We start from the raw sequence: 18,126 nt of genomic DNA, 5'->3' as shown, positions 1-18,126 counted from the left end.
AATCGTTTGCGCGGCTTCAAGACGTCATGCCCCCGGCAAACAACTGGTCGACCTCACGCTGGTAATCGTTGAGCACCCCGTCTTCAATCTGTTCCAGGTAATGCAGGTATTTTTCAGTGGTGCTGATATGGCTGTGTCCCATCCGTTCCCGCAGGTAGAGCAGCGCATTGCCGATATTCATCGCACTGCGCAGTGCATGCAGCGTATGCGTCGCATAGGTATGGCGCAGCATGTGGCAATGCACCTTGTATCCAACACGCCGCGATATCGCCTCGAAGATTTTTCCCATGCCACCATTCGTAAACGGCCCGCCATCCGCAGTCAGAAACAGCGTCGCCGGTTCTGCCGCGCCGTGGCGTCTGGCCAGCATCGGCCGGTACGTGTGGCGATACTGCCAGAGCTGGTCCAGCAAGTGCCGCGTCAGATGAATGGTGCGCTTTTGCCGCCCCTTGATTTGCACGTGCGCTGGGTCGAGCAACACAGGAAACACCCGGCGCTCTGAACTCTGCATGCCACCATTCATGACATAGTGCGCAGGGAACGTGGCGAGCTCCATGCGGCGCAATCCCGTCTGCAACCCCAACAGCACAATCAGATAGTGCGTCGGGTTGCCCGCTACTGCATGCAGCACTTCTGCCACCTGCCCCTTGGACAGGACCGGCAACACTTCTCGTCGTTGCTTGAGCAAGATATCGGGCGACGTGGTGCTGGTTAAGCGCTGTGCGTGGGCCAACATGCCGCCACTGGCACGCCGCACGACCGCCTCATCGTCGAACGGCAGTTCGACAATCAAGCCCCGATCGCGCGCCCATCGGTAAAAGCGCACCACCAGCCGCAGCCGGAAATTGACTGTGCTTTCCTTGTTGCGCTTGAGGGCCCAATCACGGTAGCGGGCAAGGATGGAGGGAATGCCAGCCTTTTGGCGCTGCTCCCAAGCGTGGCCTGAGCCCTCGAGATACCCAAAATAGTCGTACAGGGCCTCGCCATAGGCGGTCCATGTGGCAGCCGACTGTACGCGCCCTCGATGCAGGCATTGATGAATCAGAAATTGCAGTGCCGGAACAACAATTGCTCCGTTCCGATCAAGCAGGATGGGAATGTCAGGATAAGGCTGTTGCGAAAGCTGGAATTCGTCTGTGCTGTGGATGAGTCTCACGTCCCCCTGTCTCGCTATCTGCTTGATTTAAATATAGATATTTCGGCAACAATGGCGACGGACTATAACAGATCGCGACGCTGATAGAATCGCGCGAAAGGTAGATGCCTGGAGAGGAAAAGAACAGCCACGCCATCATGAACTCGCGCGGCGTCAGCTCGACCGGCATGCCGCGGTCAAGGAACAGGCAGGAATCGCGGTCGAGGGTAAAGCCCTGCATTTCGATGACGCGGCGGGTGTTGCTGCGGTTGCAGCGGCGAAGGATCGCTTGTAGGCGAGCCACCAGGACAGCAGGATCGACGGAACGGCGCATGACGTCGTCCACGCCGGCTTCGAGCGCGGCGGCGACCTGCGCCGCACTCGCGTTTTCGGACAGCATCACCACCGGTGTGCTTTCACCGGTCCGGCAATTCAGCCAGGAATAGGCACTGCGGTCTTCGTGCGCTTCGGCGGTGGTTTCAACAAGGATCAGATCAAAATGGTCACGGCGCAGCGCCCTGATCATCGCGGTCTCATTGGAAAAGCGGTCACAGTCAAAGCCAGCCCGTGCCAACACTTCCTGGACTCGACGAAAAGCCGAGTCACAAACGATATTGCAAGCAATACGCATCTCTCTCTCCGTTGTATAGGTAGTCTTTTGCGGGAATCCTCCAGCCGTGCTCTGCGGCAGAAGTTGCATCATCCCGTCGGTGTTGTCCGCGGCTGCGCTGCAATGGCGCAAACGCTTATAGTTGGCACGTGCTCCCGAGACTGCGCGTCTCGTATGGCCCGCATGATGTTGTGTGTGGTTCGAAGGCCTCCCGGTCCCTCGATGGAATCACTATACGGAATCAGTCTTACAATTGCCTTACGTCAATACTTACAAAAGCAGAATATTCCCCGGCTGAAAATACCGACGGAAAGCAGGAAGGAAAGCAGGAGCCCGTAAACCAGAAAAGGGGTCAGACCTTTCGATCTGACCCCTTCGGTAATACTGGCGCGGCCGGCAGGAATCGAACCCACGACCCCTTGGTTCGTAGCCAAGTACTCTATCCAGCTGAGCTACGGCCGCGAAAAACGTAATTATAGCACCCCTTTTTGGAAAAATGGAACCCCCTCGTTGAATAGCGGCAAGTCCCGTCAAAAAACGTGCTTTCAGGTATCTATCTCAGCCACAATAGATGGCTGTTCCCCCTCCTGCCGAACAACCAACGTACCAGTGAAAGAAGACCAGACATGCTGCAACCGGAATGGCTGCCGATCGTCATGCAGGGCTCGTTCAGCGAAATCTACGTCGTGGATTGCGACACGTTCCGCTTCGTGCACACCAACCAGGCGGCCCGCAAGAACCTGCACTACACCACCAGCGAACTGGCCGGCATGACCCCCCTCGACGTTGCCCGCAGCGTCTCATTCGAGGTGCTCCAGAACATCCTGATGCCGCTGGGCTGCGGGAAATCCAGCCGCGCGTCCCTCGACACCGTGCACACCAGGAAGGACGGGTCCACCTATCCCATCGAGTTCCGCCTGTTCTACTGTGGCTCCCGGGAGCCGGTCTATATCATGATCGGCAACGACATCAGCGCGCGGCACAACTCTGCCAAGGCACTGCGGCTGAGCGAGGCGCGCTTCCGCGCCATTGTCTCCAACACGCCGGGCCTGTTCTTCCAGATCCAGCAGCGTCCGGACGGCGCCCTCTCCTTTCCCTACCTGAGCGACGGCTGCCACGCCCTGCTCGGGATCGCGGCCGAACGCCTGCGCGCCGACTCCAGCCTGTTCCTGAACCTGATCCTGCCCGAGGACCGCCCCTCCTTCCTGAAATCCATGGGGGAGTCCGCTTCGGCATGGAAAACCTGGAATTGGGACGGCCGCATCTGGGTCGACAAGTGGAAAGATGTCAAATGGATCAACCTGCGCTCCACGCCACGCGCCCTGCCCGGCGAAGGAGTGCAGTGGGAAGGCATCATGACCAACATCACGGAAAGCAAGCTGGAAGAGGAAGAAATCAAGCGTTCGCGCGCCCAGCTGGCCGAACTGTCCGCCCACATCGAAACGGTCAAGGAAAAGGAACGCACCCGCATCGCCCGCGAAATCCATGACGACGTCGGCGGCAACCTCACCGCCATCAAGATGGCGCTGGCGCTGGTCAAGAAGCGCCTGCCGGCTGACGACACCTCGCTGGCCGACAAGGCGGTCTATGTCGAATCGCTGGTCGACCGCACCATCGAGGCGATCCACAGGATCTCCGCCGACCTGCGTCCGGGCATCCTCGATTTCGGCATCGTGGCCGCCATCGACTGGCAGGCCAAGGAATTCGAGAAGCAGCTCGGCATCCCCTGCGAGTTCACTTCCAACAAAAAGGAAGTCGATCTCCACCCCGACCAGGCGACCGCACTTTTTCGCATTTTTCAGGAAGCGCTTACCAATATTGGGAAACATGCGCGGGCCACGAAGGTCACGGTGCGCCTGGCCAGGACCAACCGCAGCGTACGCCTGGAAATCGCCGACAACGGCCGCGGCATCGAGGCTACAGAGCGGTTGAAGCCAAAATCCTTCGGCATCCGCGGTATGACAGAACGTGCCAATGCCCTGGGTGGGCAACTGTCCGTCAGCGCAATTCCGGGGGGAGGCACGGAAGTTGCTCTGCGGATACCTCTAACGGAATAACAACCTGAAGACTTGCCATGATGACAGCAGCCCAAGAGACCATTCGAATCCTGATTGCCGACGACCACGCCATCGTGCGCGAAGGCCTGAAACAGATCCTCGCCGACACCAAGGACATGGTGGTCGCCGGCGATGCGGAAAACGGCAATGACGCCATCAAGCTCGCCCGCCGCGGCGACTCCGACGTCCTGCTGCTGGATATCTCCATGCCGGACAAGAGCGGCATCGAAGTCCTCAAGCAGGTCAAGAAGGAAAGCCCGAAGATCGCCGTGCTGATGCTCTCCATGCACCGCGAAGACCAGTACGCGATCCGCTCCCTCAAGGCCGGCGCTTCCGGCTACCTGAACAAGCAGAGCGCTCCTGCCGAGCTGGTCGACGCCATCCGCCAGGTCGCCGCCGGCCGCAAATACATCAGCCCGGCGCTGGCGCAGGAACTGGCCAACCAGGTCGGCGACGAAAACCGCGAGACCCCGCCGCACGAAACCCTATCCGACCGCGAATACCAGACGCTGGTCATGATCGCGTCCGGCAAGACTGTCAGTGACATCGCTGCTGAACTGACCCTGTCGGTCAAGACCATCAGCATGTACCGTTCGCGCCTGTTGCAAAAAATGAAAATGCGCCATAACGCCGAGCTGACGCATTACGCCATCAAGAACCATCTGGTGGAATAAGTCTCGATGCCCGCTCACTGAAGCATGGGCGGGCATTGACAAAACCATCACTGCCGAGCTGGACAATTTCAAACTGTCTCGTTCCATCTTTCCTTTTTACTCATTCCCACCTAAAGTACCGGGATTCCCGGCATCCACACTCTCGCGAAGAGGCTTCCAGCGCGCCGGCCACGACTGCACTCCAAGACGAAAACATGGAACAACAGAGTCCTGCCGATATCGCACGAGAGGCGTTCAAGCGCCTTGCGGTGCGGCGCATCGCACCGACCCCCGAGGCATACCGGGAAATCTATGAAGAGATTGCCGGCGCAAAGAGTCTGCCCGGCGCCGAAAAGGTACTTGCCGACTTTGCGGCAAGCTTGGCCGACGTATCCGGCGAAGTGAGCCTGTTCGCCGCGCATTTCCGCCGTGCGCTGGAAAAGCGCGACTGGGAGACATACGGACGGGAGCTGAACGAACTGTTCGACAAGCATCTCGTCGCGATGACCGAGGTTGCCAACGCCAATGCGAAGAAAGCGCCCGCCCTTGCTGCCGCCAAATCTACGTCGATCCCGCTGGTCGACCCGGTCGAACCGGCGCAACCGCGCTCGATTTCCCTTGTCGACGATGTGCCGCCCCCGGCATTGAAATCGCATGGCATTTCGCTTGTCGACGATGCCCTGCCTGTTGCATCGAAATCGCACGACTTTTCACTCGTCGACGACGTCCCGCTGCCCGCAGTCGTCAAACCAGCCAAGGCGGACAAATCGGTACTGCCTGTTGTCGGCGAGACGCGCCAGATGCAGATGCTGCGCGACCTGCTCGTGCGTACACTGACGCTCGCCGTCGGCTCGCTGCTGCGCGGCACCCCTGCCCTGGTCGAGGAAGCCGAACAGCTTGCCGTCATCATCGGCAATTCGCATTCCGAACAGGACCTCGCCGACGTCGGTAACCGCCTGAAGCAGATGTGCTTCAAGATCGAACTGAAGGCCGAGGACATGGCCGAAGAGCATGAACTGCTGCTGCGCCTGTTCAAGCTCCTGCTCGAAAACGTCAGCGAACTGCTGGAAGACGATTCCTGGCTCAGCGGCCAGATCGCCAGCGTGATGGACCTGCTGTCCGGCCCGATCAGCCACAGCGCCCTGATGGACGCCACCCGCAGCCTGAAGGAAGTCATCTACAAGCAGAGCCTGCTCAAGCACAGCCTCACCGAAGCCAAGGCGACGGTGAAGAACATGATGGTGACCTTCATCGACCGCTTGGGCGCGGTCGCCGCCAGCACCAGCACGTATCACCAGAAAATGGACCAGTACGTCCACAAGATCAGCGACGCCAAAGGCATCCCCGAACTGAACAGGATCCTGCAGGACGTCATGCAGGACACCAAGACCGCCCAGACGGAGGCCCTGCGCTCGCGCGACGAGATGCTGGCGGCAAGGCAGGAAGTGCAGGATGCGGAGACACGCATCCTCGAACTGGAAGGCAAACTGGCAGAGCTGAGCGAACTGGTGCGCGAGGATCAGTTGACGGGCAGCCTGAACCGGCGCGGCCTGGACGAAGTGTTCGAGCGCGAAGTGGCAAGGTCGGAGCGCAGGAAGGCGCCGCTCTGCATTGCGATGCTGGACCTGGACGATTTCAAGAAACTGAACGACACCCACGGCCACACGGCAGGCGACCATGCCCTGATTCACCTCGTAAAAGTGGTCAAGGACACCTTGCGCACCATGGACGTTATTGCAAGATTCGGCGGCGAGGAGTTCATGATCCTGCTGCCGGAAACTCCGCTCGAAGACGCCATCCAGACGGTGACGCGGGTCCAGAGGGAGCTGACAAAGCAGATTTTCATGTACGAAAACCAGAAGCTACTCATCACCTTCAGCGCCGGCGTCGCACTCCGGGCTCCCGGTGAAAACCAGGAATCCATCATCAAACGGGCAGACGAGGCCCTGTATAAAGCGAAGAAGGCGGGAAAGAACCGCGTTATTGCCGCCGCTTAAATCCCCGCGGCTCGTGTATAAAGGGCGATATCCTGGACCGATCCGGCACGGGTCGACCGCAGACTTCTTCGAGACCAGCCCTGCATGAGCCAAGCAAAGCGTCAGCCTACGCCTCCCGCCCTTCTCCAGACCGCGCTCCAGCACCACCAGGCCGGCCGCCTTTCCGAGGCTGAAGCGCTCTACAAAAAAATGCCGAACAACCCCGAGGCGGTCAACCTCCTCGGCGTCGTCGCCCACCAGACGGGCGACAACCTCAAGGCAGCCGAAATCATCGGACGCGCCATTCGCCTCAATCCGAAAGCGCCGTCATTCCACTACAACCTCGCCGTTGTCTATCGTGCATTGAACGATCTCGACAAAGCGGCGGCAAGCTACCGGAAGGCAGTCGCCCTCCAGCCGAACTACGTCGACGCGCACAATAACCTCGGCGTCATCCTCCAGGCACAAGGCAAGCTGGACGAGGCTGTGCAGTGCTACCGGAAAGTCATCACGCTCAACCCGAACTATGCAGAGGCTTACAACAACCTCGGCGCGGTCCTCAGGGAACAGCAGAAGCATGAAGAAGCCATTGCGTTCTGCCACAAGGCGCTCCAGCTGAACCCGCAGCATGCCGCGGCATGCAACAACCTCGGCACCGCTTTGAAGGAACAGGGCAAGCTCGACGAGGCGGCCGCCTGGTTCAACAAGGCACTGGCGCTGAATCCCGGATACATCGAGGCAAGAAGCAATCTTGCCGGCGTGTTGAAGGACCAGGGCAAACTCGACGAAGCGATCGCGCTTTACCGTGCTGCGCTTGCCCTCGCTCCCGGACATGGCGACCTGCACTACAACATGGGCGTCGCCTTCAGGGAACAGGAAAAACTGTCGGAAGCCGCAATGCACTTTCGCGAGTCGATCCGCCTCCGCCCCGGCTTCGCGAGCGCGCACAACAACCTCGGCATTGTCTTGCAGAGCATGGGCAAGCTGGACGATGCGATCGCCAGCTTCCGCCGCGCACTCGAACTCGATGCCGAAGCGCGTGGTGCGCACAGCAACCTCCTGTACTGCCACAATTATCATCCGACGCTTTCCGCGGAAGAGATCTTCGGCGAGTACAAGGACTGGAACGACAGCCATGCCGCAAAGCTCGCTGTCGATGTCCCTCCGCATGCGAACAAGCGCGAGCGCGAGCGCAAGCTGAAAGTGGGCTACGTCTCACCGGACTTCCGGACGCACTCGTCCGTCAATTTTTCCCTGCCGCTGATCGAGGGGCACGATCGCTCCCGCTTCGAGGTGTACTGCTACTACAGCCACTTCCGCCATGACATGTTCACCGAGCGTTTTATCGCCGCGGCGGATCACTGGGTACCCTGTCTGAGCATGTCCGATGAGCAACTGGCAGAGCGCATCCGCCAGGATGAAATCGATATCCTCGTCGACCTGGCTGGCCACACCTCGGGGCACCGGCTGCTCACATTCGCCCGGCGCCCTGCCCCCGTCCAGGTTTCATGGATGGGATACGGCTATACGACGGGCCTGACGGCGATCGATTATTTCGTGGGTGACGCCGTCTTCACTCCGCCCGGATCGGAATCGCTGTTCGGCGAAAAAATATATCGACTGCCGAAGGTCGCGTGGTCTTACCTCCCGCCCAAAGACACGCCCGAACCCGGTGAGCTTCCCGCGCTGCGCAACGGTCATGTCACCTTTGCCTGCCTCAGCCGGACCGAGCGCATCAATGCGCGCATGATAGAAGCGTGGGCCGCGATTCTGCACCGTCTGCCGAATGCCCGTCTGCGTCTCGACAGTCGCAACTTCGGCGACCCATTGCTGTGCGACGACATGGCTGCGCAGTTCGCCGCGCGTGGCGTGCCGCGAAGCCAGCTCCTGATGGGATTCACGTCGCCGGTCTGGTCGGTATTCCAGGACGTCGACATCGTTCTGGACTGCTTCCCCCACAATTCCGGCACGACGACATTCGAGGCATTGTGGATGGGCGTCCCGGTCGTGACCCTGGCCGAGCGGCCCTCGGTGGGACGACTCGGCGCAAGCGTCCTTTCCTGCATCGGCAGGCCCGAGTGGATTGCGACGGATACGAGCGACTACATCGAACGCGCCGTGGCACTGGCAACCGACATGAACCGCCTTGTCGAGGAACGAAGCAGCCTGCGCCGTGCGATGCTGCAGTCCCCACTCATGAACCACACCGCCTTTGTAAATGACATGGAAGCGGCTTACCGCGATATGTGGCACACCTGGTGCGAAAATACGTCGAGCGATACATGAAAAAGACTGGCCGTAACGACCCATGCCCATGCGGCAGCGGCAAGAAATACAAGCAGTGCTGCGCAGACGCGGCATCGTCCAGCACGCCTGCCGCGGAAATACAGGAAAACGCCCCCCGCCCCGTTCATGACCTGGTGCAGGAAGGACTTGACCATCACCTTGCAGGACGTCTCCCACAGGCGGAAGCGATTTATCGCCAGATCCTCGCCGTTACCCCGAACCACCCCGACGCCCTGCACCTGCTGGGAATGATCGCCCACCAGGCAGGCCAGAATGACGCCGCTGTGGAACTGATCAACAAGGCGATTGCCGTCAACCCTACCGGGGCAATGTACTGCAACCTCGGCAATGTCCTGAAGGTACAGGGAAAGCTTGCAGAGGCAGTACAACGCTACCGGAGCGCCCTTGCCCTTGTTCCTGCCTACTTCGACGCGCATCTGAATCTTGGTCTGGCGCTTCAGGACATGGGCAACTTCGATGGAGCGATCGAAAGCTACCGGAACGCACTCGCGCTCCAGTCCGACTCCGCAAAGGCGCACTACAACCTCGGACTGGTCCTCCATGTAAAGGGAGACCTGGCGTCGGCAGCCGTGCATTACATGCAAGCGCTCGGCAGCGCACCGGCATTCGCCGAGGCCCACAACAACCTGGGCTTGATTCGACAGACGCAAGGCAAGTTCGACGCAGCAATCGATCACTATCGCAAAGCGCTCGCGTCCCGGCCGGAGTTTGCGGAGGCGGAGAACAATCTGGGCAATGCATTCGAGGGGCATGGGAAACTTGATGCAGCACTGGAACATTACCAGCGAGCGCTCGCGTTCAGGCCAAACTTCGCCGAAGCACACTACAACCTGGCCAACGCCCTTCGAAAAAAGAACATCCTGACGGACGCGATCACGCACTATCGCACGGCCATTGCACTCGCGCCGCAGTATATCGATGCCTATATCAATCTCGGAAACGCATTGCAGGAAGCCGGCCAGACTGAGGAAGCCGCCGCATGCTTCCGACAAGTACTGGCGTGGAAACCCGATCATGCTGCCGCCAAGCCATTGCGCTGAGGCCGGACCATGCGGAAGCACTCCACAACCTGGGTGTCATCCTGCACAACCAGGGCCTGTTGAGCGAAGCGCTCGCCTGTTTCGACCGCGCCATTACGCTCAAGCCCGGCTACGCGGAGGCACACAACTGCCGCGGAGTCACCTTGCAAAGCTGCGGCAAGCTCGGCGACGCTATCCAGAGTTTCCGCAAGGCGTCAGCACTTGCACCGCTGGACATGAAGGCGGAAAGCAACCTGCTGTTCTGCCACAACTATCATCCGGCACTCGCACCCGAGGAGGTTTTTGCGGCCTACTGTGCCTGGAATGACAAGTACACGCGCAGGCAGCATGCGCACGCCCCATTCTCCAATTCGCCGGACCCAGAACGCCGTCTTCGCATCGGCTATGTATCGCCGGATTTCCGCAACCATTCCGTTATCCATTTCGCCGCACCCTTGATCGAGGCGCACGACAGGTCCGGCTTCGAGGTTTCCTGCTACTACAATCACTCGGCGAAGGATGCGTATACCGAACGCCTCATTGCCTCCGCCGATCACTGGGTGCAATGCGGAAAGATGAGCGATGAGGACCTGGCGCAGCGGATTCGAAGCGATGGAATCGACATCCTGGTCGACCTTGCCGGACATACCGCGGGAAACCGCTTGCTGGCCTTTGCACTCAAGCCCGCGCCTGTTCAGGCAACCTGGATGGGATACGGCTACACGACAGGAATGGATGTCATGGACTATTTCATCGGCGATCATGCCTTTACCCCACAGGGATGCGATCACCTGTTCAGCGAGCGGATCTGGCGTCTTCCGCACACGTTTGCCACATACCTGCCGCCCGCAACGCCGGAACCCGCGCCCTCGCCCGCACTCCGCCGTGGCTACGTGACGTTTGCCTGCCTGAGTCGAAGCGAACGCATCAATGACAGGATGATCGCGGCCTGGGCGGAGATTCTTTGCGCCGTGCCGGACGCGCGGCTCCGGCTGGACAGCAGGAACTTCAACGACAAGGCGATGCGCGACGACTTCGCATCGCGCTTCGCCAAGTTCGATATCTCCCCCAGCCGGCTCGAAACGGGATTTACCTCGCCGGTATGGCAGGTATACAACGAGGTCGATATCGTGCTGGACTGTTTCCCGCACAATTCGGGTGCAACGACCTATGAGGCCTTGTGGATGGGAAATCCGGTGGTGACACTGGCCGGTCGGCCATCTGTCGGCCGGCTCGGATCAAGCGTCCTGTCCTGCCTTGGCCGGACAGAATGGATCGCGACTGACGTCAGCGAATATGTTGCATGCGCCGTTTCGCTTGCGTCGAACCTCCAGGACCTTGCACGCATCCGGAGTTCGCTCCGGGGCGACATGCTTGCATCGCGCCTGCTGGACCGTACGGCATTTGCACGCGATATGGAAGCCGCCTATCGCGGCATGTGGAAAGACTGGTGCGCGAAGCGGGACTGAGATCCCGCCTCGCGTCCTTGCAGTTCAGCCGAAAAAGCTGGTCACCCCTTCAATCACCCGCTCGACGAATTCGGGTTTCATGTTCGAATGCAAAGGCAGGGTCGTCACTTCCTGGGTCACGCGGTCCGTAACGCTCATGTCGCCGTGTCGCGCCCCTGCAAAATAGGTGTGCTTGTGGACCGGGACGAAATGGACTCCTGCGTCGATGTGACGGTCCTGCAGGTGTTTGATCAGTGCATCCCGCCGTCCATTCAGCACGCGCAGGCTGTAGATGAACGGCGATACGCCGGCAAAGTCGTTTGACAGGACTTTCACTCCATCCAGCTTGCTGAACGCGGCCGAGTAGGCACGGCATACCCGCTGCCTGCTATCGATGAACTCATCGACCCGTTTGATCTGGGATACGCCGACCGACGCCATGATGTTGGTGAGGTGGTAGCGATACCCTTCGCTGATGACGTCGTAATCCCACGCCCGCTTGTTCGCGTAACGCAGCGACGTCTCCTTATCGACGCCGAGAAAGCGCATGTTGCGCAACTGCTCGCGTTCCTCTTCGGAATTCACGACGACACAGCCGCCGTCAATCGAAGTAATGATCTTCACCGGATCAAAGCTGAAGCAGGCGATGTCGCCACCGCTGCCGATCTTTTGCCCATTGATCGTAGTCCCGAAGGCGTGCATGCCGTCTTCGATCACCCGCAGGCCATGCTTTTTCGCCAAGCGGTACACGCCCTCCTGGTCGCAGGGAATGCCGGCAAAGTGCAACGGGATGATTGCCTTGGTCTTGCCGGTAATCAGCGCCTCTGCCTTGTCGACGTCGATGCCGAGGTTGTCTTCACGGATATCGCACATCACGACGTCGGCGCCCGCCATCCTGATTGACTGATGGTCGGCCACGTAATTGAACGACGGGGTAATCACCTCATCGCCTTCGCCCACACCGGCCGCCCGCAAGGCGATATGCAGGGCGGACGTTCCCGTATTCGTCGCGACGACATGGCGCCGGCCTGTCAAACCGAGATAATCCGCGATGCGCTCCTCGAAGTCCTTGGTGGACGCTCCCATGCCAAGCCAACCCACATCGAACGCGTCCGTGATGTGCTTGAGCGTATCCACGCCGATATGCGGCGCAAAAACAGGAATTTTTTCCACGGTCAATCCTTCACGCATTTCAGGAAACCGTCCGGTGCGACAGTGATCTGCAGCTTGTGCTGCATGGACTTGTCGATCACGAATCGATCATTGTGTTTCAGGAACTCATGCACCGCCGTTTTCGGGTTGTCGCCCTTGCCCCAGGGCCGCTCGTTGAAGTAGCCGTCGGGGAAATCCTCAACGACCGTATCGAACACGATCAGGCTCCCGCCTTTTTTGACAAACGTCGAATACAGCATCAACTCCTGCAGGACGTGGTCATGCGTATGGTTGGAATCGAGGATGACCAGCGGATTGCGGCGACCTTCGACCAGCGCCTCGACCCTGGCAACAATGCCGGCATCGATGGACGATCCCTCGATCAGCCGGATCCTCGGCATCATCGGATGCGCCTCCAGCGCCTCCCGGTTGTGCTTCCGGATATCGATATCGATGCCCACGACGAATCCGTCCCCTCCGAGGAGGGTGAGCATCGCCGCAGAAAAAACCAGCGAGCCGCCGTGCGCGATCCCTGTTTCGATCACCACATCCGGCTTCATGTCCCAGATGATTTCCTGCAGCGCGACGATATCCTGCGGAAACTGGATGATCGGCCGTCCCATCCAGGAAAAATTGTAGGAGTAGCCATGGCGGGAACTATGCACCATCCAGTCGAGCGACTTGCGCTGGATTTCCGTATCCGCACCAAGTGCGGAAATATTCCCTGCAACCTGTTCGCCGTGCGTAATCTCGTTTTTTTTGTTCATTGTCCTTTCCTCCTGAGCAGGCATGCGCAAATCGGTCCGAAATTCCCCAGCGGAGGAAGCATCGCCGCCACCTTGTAGATGGGATGGTCATAGTCGGGCTGTCTGCCCTCGATCTCGCACAGCTTCGAATACACGACCCGCGTCACCAGGTAGTAAAGACTGCTGATACCCTCGAATCGCTCGACATCGAAATGGTTTTTCGTCGCATCCTGCAGCTCTCGGCGCGTGAAGAACGAGTTGTGCCAGCGGACGCTGATTTCCTCAAGTCCCACGTGCTGGCGAAGTTCGTTCAGCTCGCCCTGTCCTTCCATGAAGTTCTCGATCATGAGATATTGCCCACCCGGCATAAGGCACTTCGCGATCTCTTTCAGTGCAGCTTTCCGGTTGGCGGCGCTACCGAGATTGATCAGGCATCGGTCCGAGATGATCACGTCGTACTTTCCGCCGTACTCGGACAAACGCAGCACGTCCATGACCTCGAACCTGACACCTTCGATGGACTCCGCGCTTACCCGATCCCTGGCGACGCGGATCATCTCGTCCGAATAGTCGCCGCCGACGTAGTCATGCCGCGGCACCTTCTGCTTGTACATGATTGTGCTGTAGCCATTGCCGCATCCGATATCAAGCACTCGTAACGGCCTCTCCTGTGCATCGAGAAAATCCGTGATGTAGTCGATCTCGATCTGGCGCATGTAAACATCCTGCGTCGTCGCCCTCGGATCATTCTGCAGCGTGCGCGCCTGATCCTCCCAATACTTCTTGATTTTCTCCAGATCATCCATCATGCATCCCCTCTCATCTCTTCCAATAATGCGTACTGGCGGTCCCTGTCCGAAATCACGGAAGGCGACATCCCCCAGTCTATGCCGATTGCGGGATCGTCCCAGCGGATCCCCTGTGCAGATTCCGGATGAAAAAACTCTGAAATCTGGTAAAACACTTCAGTATCGTCCTCCAGCGTGATGAACCCGTGGGCAAAACCCTTGGGGACATAGAGCGCCGCACGCGACACCGCACTCAATTCAACGCCCGTCCACTGTCTGCTCGTCGGCGACCGTTCCCGCATGTCGACGATGACATCGAAAATGCGGCCGCGCGTGCAGCGGACAAGCTTGTCTTCCTCGTGTGGTTTCTTCTGAAAATGCAGGCCGCGCAAGGTTCCCTTCTTCCGGTTATAGGAAACACTGCACTGGACCAGCTCCGGGTTCAGGCCATGCGCGGCAAACTCGTTCCTGCAGTACGTCCGCGCAAAGAACCCGCGGTCATCCTCGAAGCGATCGGGCTCGATCAGAAACGCCCCCTGCAATGGCAAAGGAAGGAATCTCAATCCAGTACCTCGACGCGCGGAATCGGCACAACGAACTTTCCACCCCAATCGCGGATATAAGCGTTCTGCGCCATGATTTCGTCCCGCAAATTCCAGGGCAGGATCAATACATAGTCGGGTCGGGTTTCGCGCAACTTCTCGGGTGAATGGATCGGGATGTGCGTGCCGGGAAGGTACAGCCCCTGCTTGTGCGGGCTCCTGTCGACTGTGTAGTCAAGGAAGTCCTGCCTGACGCCGCAATAGTTCAACAGCGTATTCCCTTTCGCCGGGGCGCCGTATCCGGCAATGCGCTTCCCTTGCCGCTTTGCCGAGATCAGGAAATCGAGCAATGCGCGCTTGGTTTCCCGCACCTGCTCGGCAAATGCAGAATAGGCAGCCAGTGTCCCAAGTCCGTGTCCGGCTTCACGCGCGACCAACGCGGCAACGTTCTGCGATATCGCTCGGGTTCCATCCTCCTGGTGGCACCCGTAAATGCGCAGCGATCCTCCGTGTGTCGGGAGTTCCTCGACGTCGTACAGCACAAGGCCATGCCGCTCGAACACCTCCTGAACCGTGGTAAACGACAGATAGGAAAAATGCTCGTGGTAGATGGTGTCGAACTGGTTTTCCTGCATGAGGCGCAGCAGGTGCGGGAACTCCATGGTGATCACGCCTTGCGGCTTCAGCAGGATCTTCATCCCCGCGACAAAATCATTGATGCCGGGAACATGGGCGAGGACATTATTGCCAAGCAGGAGATCCGCCTGCCGGCTTTCCCTGCGCAGTTCCGTCGCAGTGGCAACGCCGAAAAACTGCACGCGTGTCGGGATGCCTTTCCCGCACGCCACTTGCGCGACATTTTCCGCCGGCTCTATGCCGAGAACGGGAATACCTTTTTCCTTGAAATACTGGAGCAGGTATCCATCATTGCTTGCAATTTCAACCACCTGCGAACGTCCATCCAGTCCGAGGTACGCGGACATCTTGTCGGTATAGCGGCGAGCATGCTCAAGCCAGCTGTCCGAATAGGATGAAAAATAGGCATAGTCGCTGAAAATGCGCTCCGGACTTTCGAACTCCGGAAGCTGGACCAGGAAGCACTTCGTGCAGACATACGCCTGCAACGGATAGAAGGCCTCCTTGCGCTGCAGCGATGATTCATCGAGGTAAGCATTCGAGAGCGGCGACATGCCGAGATCGCAGAACGATTCCTTCAGCTCTTCGTTGCAAAAGCGGCAATTGTGCGTCATTCAGCAGCTTTCATCAGGTTGATGTACTGGTCGATCTGACGCTCGGTGAACCTTCTCATGTCCGCCCCATCCTTGTATGACTTGTACCAATGGGTTGTCCAGGCGAGCGCATCCGCGAGCGGCAACCTGGGCGACCAGCGAAGCAGCGCACGCGCCTTCGAGCAGTCCAGTTTGAGGTAATGCGCTTCATGCGGATGGAGATCGTTGTCTTTTTCCCACTCCAGGCCGTCCCAGAGCGAAGCCACTTCATGCGCGATCCACTCGACCGGCCTGGCATCCTCGTCCGCCGGACCGAAATTCCAGCCGTCGGCAAAATTGCGCTCCCCGTTGTACAGCCGCTCGGCAAGCAACATATAACCGGAAAGCGGTTCCAGCACGTGCTGCCACGGCCGAATGGCGCCGGGATTCCGGAGCCTGACCCGCCGTCCATCCATTGCGGCCCGCATCATGTCGGGAATCAGCCTGTCCTGCGCCCAATCGCCGCCGCCGATGACGTTGCCGGCGCGCGCGGTTGCAAGGGCGACATCCGACTGGAAGAAGGAGCTGCGATATGCGGCACTGACGAGTTCCGCGCAGCCCTTGCTGTTCGAGTAGGGATCATGGCCGCCGAACGGCTCGCCCTCACGATACCCCCACACCCATTCGCGGTTCTCGTAACACTTGTCGCTGGTGACAACCACCACGGCGCGAACTCCCTTCGCCTGCCGCACGGCTTCCAGCAGGTGCACGGTCCCCATGACATTGGTGGCATAGGTGTCGACCGGCTGTGCGTAACCTGGACGAACCAGTGCCTGGGCCGCCATATGGATAACGATGTCGGGAGAAGCGGATACCAATGCTGACTGGAGCGAAGCGAGATCGCGAACGTCGCCGCGCATGTCGGTAACGCACTGGCCGATTTGCGCGATGTCGAAAAGGCTGGGTTCGGTCGGAGGCGCCAGGGCATAACCCGTGACCTGCGCCCCCAGTCGCTGCAACCACAGTGCCAGCCAGCTGCCCTTGAATCCGGTGTGCCCGGTCAGGAATACGCGCTTGCCATGCCAGAACCCCGGATTCACGCCCACACCTTCCAGGGTGCGCGGCCGGAATTCCATAGCGATTCGAGCTGGTTCTTGTCCCTCAGCGTATCCATAGGCTGCCAAAATCCGTGATGCTGGAACGCCGCAAGCTGGTTTTCGCTTGCCAGGACCTCAAGCGGGCCGACTTCCCACGAAGTCTGATCGCCCTCGATATAGTCGAAGACCTTAGGCGACAGCACAAAAAAGCCTCCATTGATCCAGCCGCCGTCGCCCTGGGGCTTTTCGACAAAGCTCTTGACGAAGCCACCGCTGGTTTCCAGCGCACCGTAGCGCCCCAGCGGCTGGACAGCCGTCACTGTCGCGGCAAGCCCCTTCGCCTTGTGGAAGGCCACAAGCGCAGTGATATCGACGTCCGCGACCCCATCACCATACGTGAAGCAGAAGTCCCCGCCCCCCTCCAGGAACTTGCGGACGCGCTTCAGGCGTCCACCCGTCATCGTGCTTTCACCTGTATTGACCAGCGTGACTTTCCAGGGCTCGGCACTGTTCTGATGGACTTCCATCTGGTTGGATGCCATGTCGAACGTGACATCCGACATGTACATGAAATAGTTGGCAAAGTATTCCTTGATCATGTTCCCCTTGTATCCAAGGCAGATGACAAAGTCATTGATGCCATGATGGGAATAGATCTGCATGATGTGCCAGAGGATGGGCATTCCACCTATTTCTACCATCGGCTTTGGCCTGGAGCTCGTTTCTTCGCTGATCCGGGTGCCGAGGCCGCCCGCCAGTATCACTGCTTTCATGATTCCTCGCCTAATATATAAGTGGAACAAATACAGCCGGACACCCCGGGCATGGCTGCCTTTGGCGGGTCGAGCCCCCCTCGCAGACAAAATGACTAAATGTCAACCGCGTGGCACTCGAACCTTACCCCGCCCAAGCGACGTCCGCTTGCCGGCCACACCATGAGCCAACAGTAGCGCCATCTCATGCTAAAGCACGTGCACGACGGTCAATTTCAAGAAAAGAATGGAACTTGCCCGGCGCTTCGACAAATATGAAAGGGCATTGCCCACAAATCACGAAAAGGGGGATTGAAACCGGTCTATGCTTCATTTTGAGGTCGAAAGCGATCACTTAGAATTCGGAAACTGAAAATTTAAAAAAAAGTTCCGAAAACCTGCCACAGATCAATAGAATCGAAAGCAAGTAACTGAATTTAAAGCGTTTTTACAAGAAAAAGAGCAGCATGAAAAATAACGAAGCAACACCTAAAGTTTTTTGAAAAGGAGCCGACTAAGGGCCAATGAAGGATCAATGTTCTACGGAAGATATCGAAAAAAATGCACTGAAGAAATTAAACTTTCCGGCGCACCTTCCGATAAGAACTCATGACAGCGGTCTGCGCAGTACAAAAA

The 18,126-nt window shown here is 58.8% G+C and carries 15 protein-coding genes and 1 tRNA gene; 6 read left to right on the top strand and 10 right to left on the bottom strand.

Annotated features, from left to right (window positions below; genetic code table 11):
- Nucleotides 1-16: 16 nt before the first annotated feature.
- From AC3WOY_RS23560 to AC3WOY_RS23550, 3 genes are all read right to left on the bottom strand, one after another.
- Nucleotides 17-1,156 (bottom strand): tyrosine-type recombinase/integrase, encoded by a 1,140-nt coding sequence (locus AC3WOY_RS23560; protein WP_492428227.1) that lies wholly within the window; start codon nucleotides 1,154-1,156, stop codon nucleotides 17-19.
- On the bottom strand, nucleotides 1,101-1,766 hold the full coding sequence (locus AC3WOY_RS23555) for a response regulator transcription factor (protein WP_492428225.1): 666 nt from the start codon (nucleotides 1,764-1,766) through the stop codon (nucleotides 1,101-1,103). Before AC3WOY_RS23555 ends, AC3WOY_RS23560 begins: the two co-directional genes overlap by 56 nt.
- Before the next feature lie 364 nt (nucleotides 1,767-2,130).
- Nucleotides 2,131-2,207 (bottom strand) — tRNA-Arg (locus AC3WOY_RS23550).
- A gap of 164 nt (nucleotides 2,208-2,371) precedes the next feature.
- On the opposite strand from AC3WOY_RS23550, the gene AC3WOY_RS23545 reads away from it, so the two are divergent.
- The 6 genes from AC3WOY_RS23545 (at nucleotide 2,372) to AC3WOY_RS23520 (ending at nucleotide 11,226) form a co-directional block, all read left to right on the top strand.
- The gene (locus AC3WOY_RS23545) at nucleotides 2,372-3,802 is read left to right on the top strand and encodes a PAS domain-containing sensor histidine kinase (RefSeq protein ID WP_492428223.1); all 1,431 of its coding nucleotides are present in this window, start codon (nucleotides 2,372-2,374) and stop codon (nucleotides 3,800-3,802) included.
- Between the two features lie 17 nt (nucleotides 3,803-3,819).
- Nucleotides 3,820-4,476, top strand: a complete 657-nt coding sequence (locus tag AC3WOY_RS23540; protein ID WP_492428221.1) for a response regulator — start codon at nucleotides 3,820-3,822, stop codon at nucleotides 4,474-4,476.
- Between the two features lie 194 nt (nucleotides 4,477-4,670).
- Nucleotides 4,671-6,452 (top strand): GGDEF domain-containing protein, encoded by a 1,782-nt coding sequence (locus AC3WOY_RS23535; RefSeq protein WP_492428219.1) that lies wholly within the window; start codon nucleotides 4,671-4,673, stop codon nucleotides 6,450-6,452.
- Nucleotides 6,453-6,536: 84 nt separating this feature from the next.
- On the top strand, nucleotides 6,537-8,717 hold the full coding sequence (locus AC3WOY_RS23530; RefSeq protein ID WP_492428217.1) for a tetratricopeptide repeat protein: 2,181 nt from the start codon (nucleotides 6,537-6,539) through the stop codon (nucleotides 8,715-8,717).
- Nucleotides 8,714-9,778, top strand: a complete 1,065-nt coding sequence (locus AC3WOY_RS23525) for a tetratricopeptide repeat protein (protein ID WP_492428215.1) — start codon at nucleotides 8,714-8,716, stop codon at nucleotides 9,776-9,778. The genes AC3WOY_RS23530 and AC3WOY_RS23525 overlap by 4 nt, the downstream gene beginning before the upstream one ends.
- Complete coding sequence (locus AC3WOY_RS23520; protein ID WP_492428213.1) at nucleotides 9,718-11,226, top strand: O-linked N-acetylglucosamine transferase, SPINDLY family protein; 1,509 nt, start codon at nucleotides 9,718-9,720, stop codon at nucleotides 11,224-11,226. The genes AC3WOY_RS23525 and AC3WOY_RS23520 overlap by 61 nt, the downstream gene beginning before the upstream one ends.
- Nucleotides 11,227-11,250: 24 nt before the next feature.
- Here AC3WOY_RS23520 and AC3WOY_RS23515 read toward each other — a convergent pair whose 3' ends face one another.
- Genes AC3WOY_RS23515 through rfbF form a run of 7 tightly spaced genes read right to left on the bottom strand, consistent with a single transcriptional unit; the run spans nucleotide 11,251 to nucleotide 17,511 of the window.
- Complete coding sequence (locus tag AC3WOY_RS23515) at nucleotides 11,251-12,378, bottom strand: DegT/DnrJ/EryC1/StrS family aminotransferase (RefSeq protein WP_492428211.1); 1,128 nt, start codon at nucleotides 12,376-12,378, stop codon at nucleotides 11,251-11,253.
- 2 nt (nucleotides 12,379-12,380) lie between these two features.
- Nucleotides 12,381-13,124, bottom strand: coding sequence for a cephalosporin hydroxylase family protein (locus tag AC3WOY_RS23510; protein WP_492428209.1), 744 nt, complete (start codon nucleotides 13,122-13,124; stop codon nucleotides 12,381-12,383).
- Nucleotides 13,121-13,912: a class I SAM-dependent methyltransferase gene (locus AC3WOY_RS23505; RefSeq protein ID WP_492428207.1), complete on the bottom strand. Its 792-nt coding sequence runs from the start codon at nucleotides 13,910-13,912 to the stop codon at nucleotides 13,121-13,123. The genes AC3WOY_RS23510 and AC3WOY_RS23505 overlap by 4 nt, the downstream gene beginning before the upstream one ends.
- Complete coding sequence (gene rfbC / locus AC3WOY_RS23500; RefSeq protein WP_492428205.1) at nucleotides 13,909-14,439, bottom strand: dTDP-4-dehydrorhamnose 3,5-epimerase; 531 nt, start codon at nucleotides 14,437-14,439, stop codon at nucleotides 13,909-13,911. Before rfbC ends, AC3WOY_RS23505 begins: the two co-directional genes overlap by 4 nt.
- 11 nt (nucleotides 14,440-14,450) lie before the next feature.
- Nucleotides 14,451-15,683: a methyltransferase domain-containing protein gene (locus AC3WOY_RS23495; RefSeq protein ID WP_492428203.1), complete on the bottom strand. Its 1,233-nt coding sequence runs from the start codon at nucleotides 15,681-15,683 to the stop codon at nucleotides 14,451-14,453.
- Nucleotides 15,680-16,777 (bottom strand): CDP-glucose 4,6-dehydratase, encoded by a 1,098-nt coding sequence (gene rfbG / locus AC3WOY_RS23490; RefSeq protein ID WP_492428201.1) that lies wholly within the window; start codon nucleotides 16,775-16,777, stop codon nucleotides 15,680-15,682. The genes AC3WOY_RS23495 and rfbG overlap by 4 nt, the downstream gene beginning before the upstream one ends.
- On the bottom strand, nucleotides 16,738-17,511 hold the full coding sequence (gene rfbF / locus AC3WOY_RS23485; protein WP_492428199.1) for a glucose-1-phosphate cytidylyltransferase: 774 nt from the start codon (nucleotides 17,509-17,511) through the stop codon (nucleotides 16,738-16,740). The genes rfbG and rfbF overlap by 40 nt, the downstream gene beginning before the upstream one ends.
- Between the last annotated feature and the right edge of the window lie 615 nt (nucleotides 17,512-18,126).

This window comes from Noviherbaspirillum sp. FW303-A3 (assembly GCF_058788695.1).
This window is presented reverse-complemented; position numbering and strand designations above follow the sequence as displayed.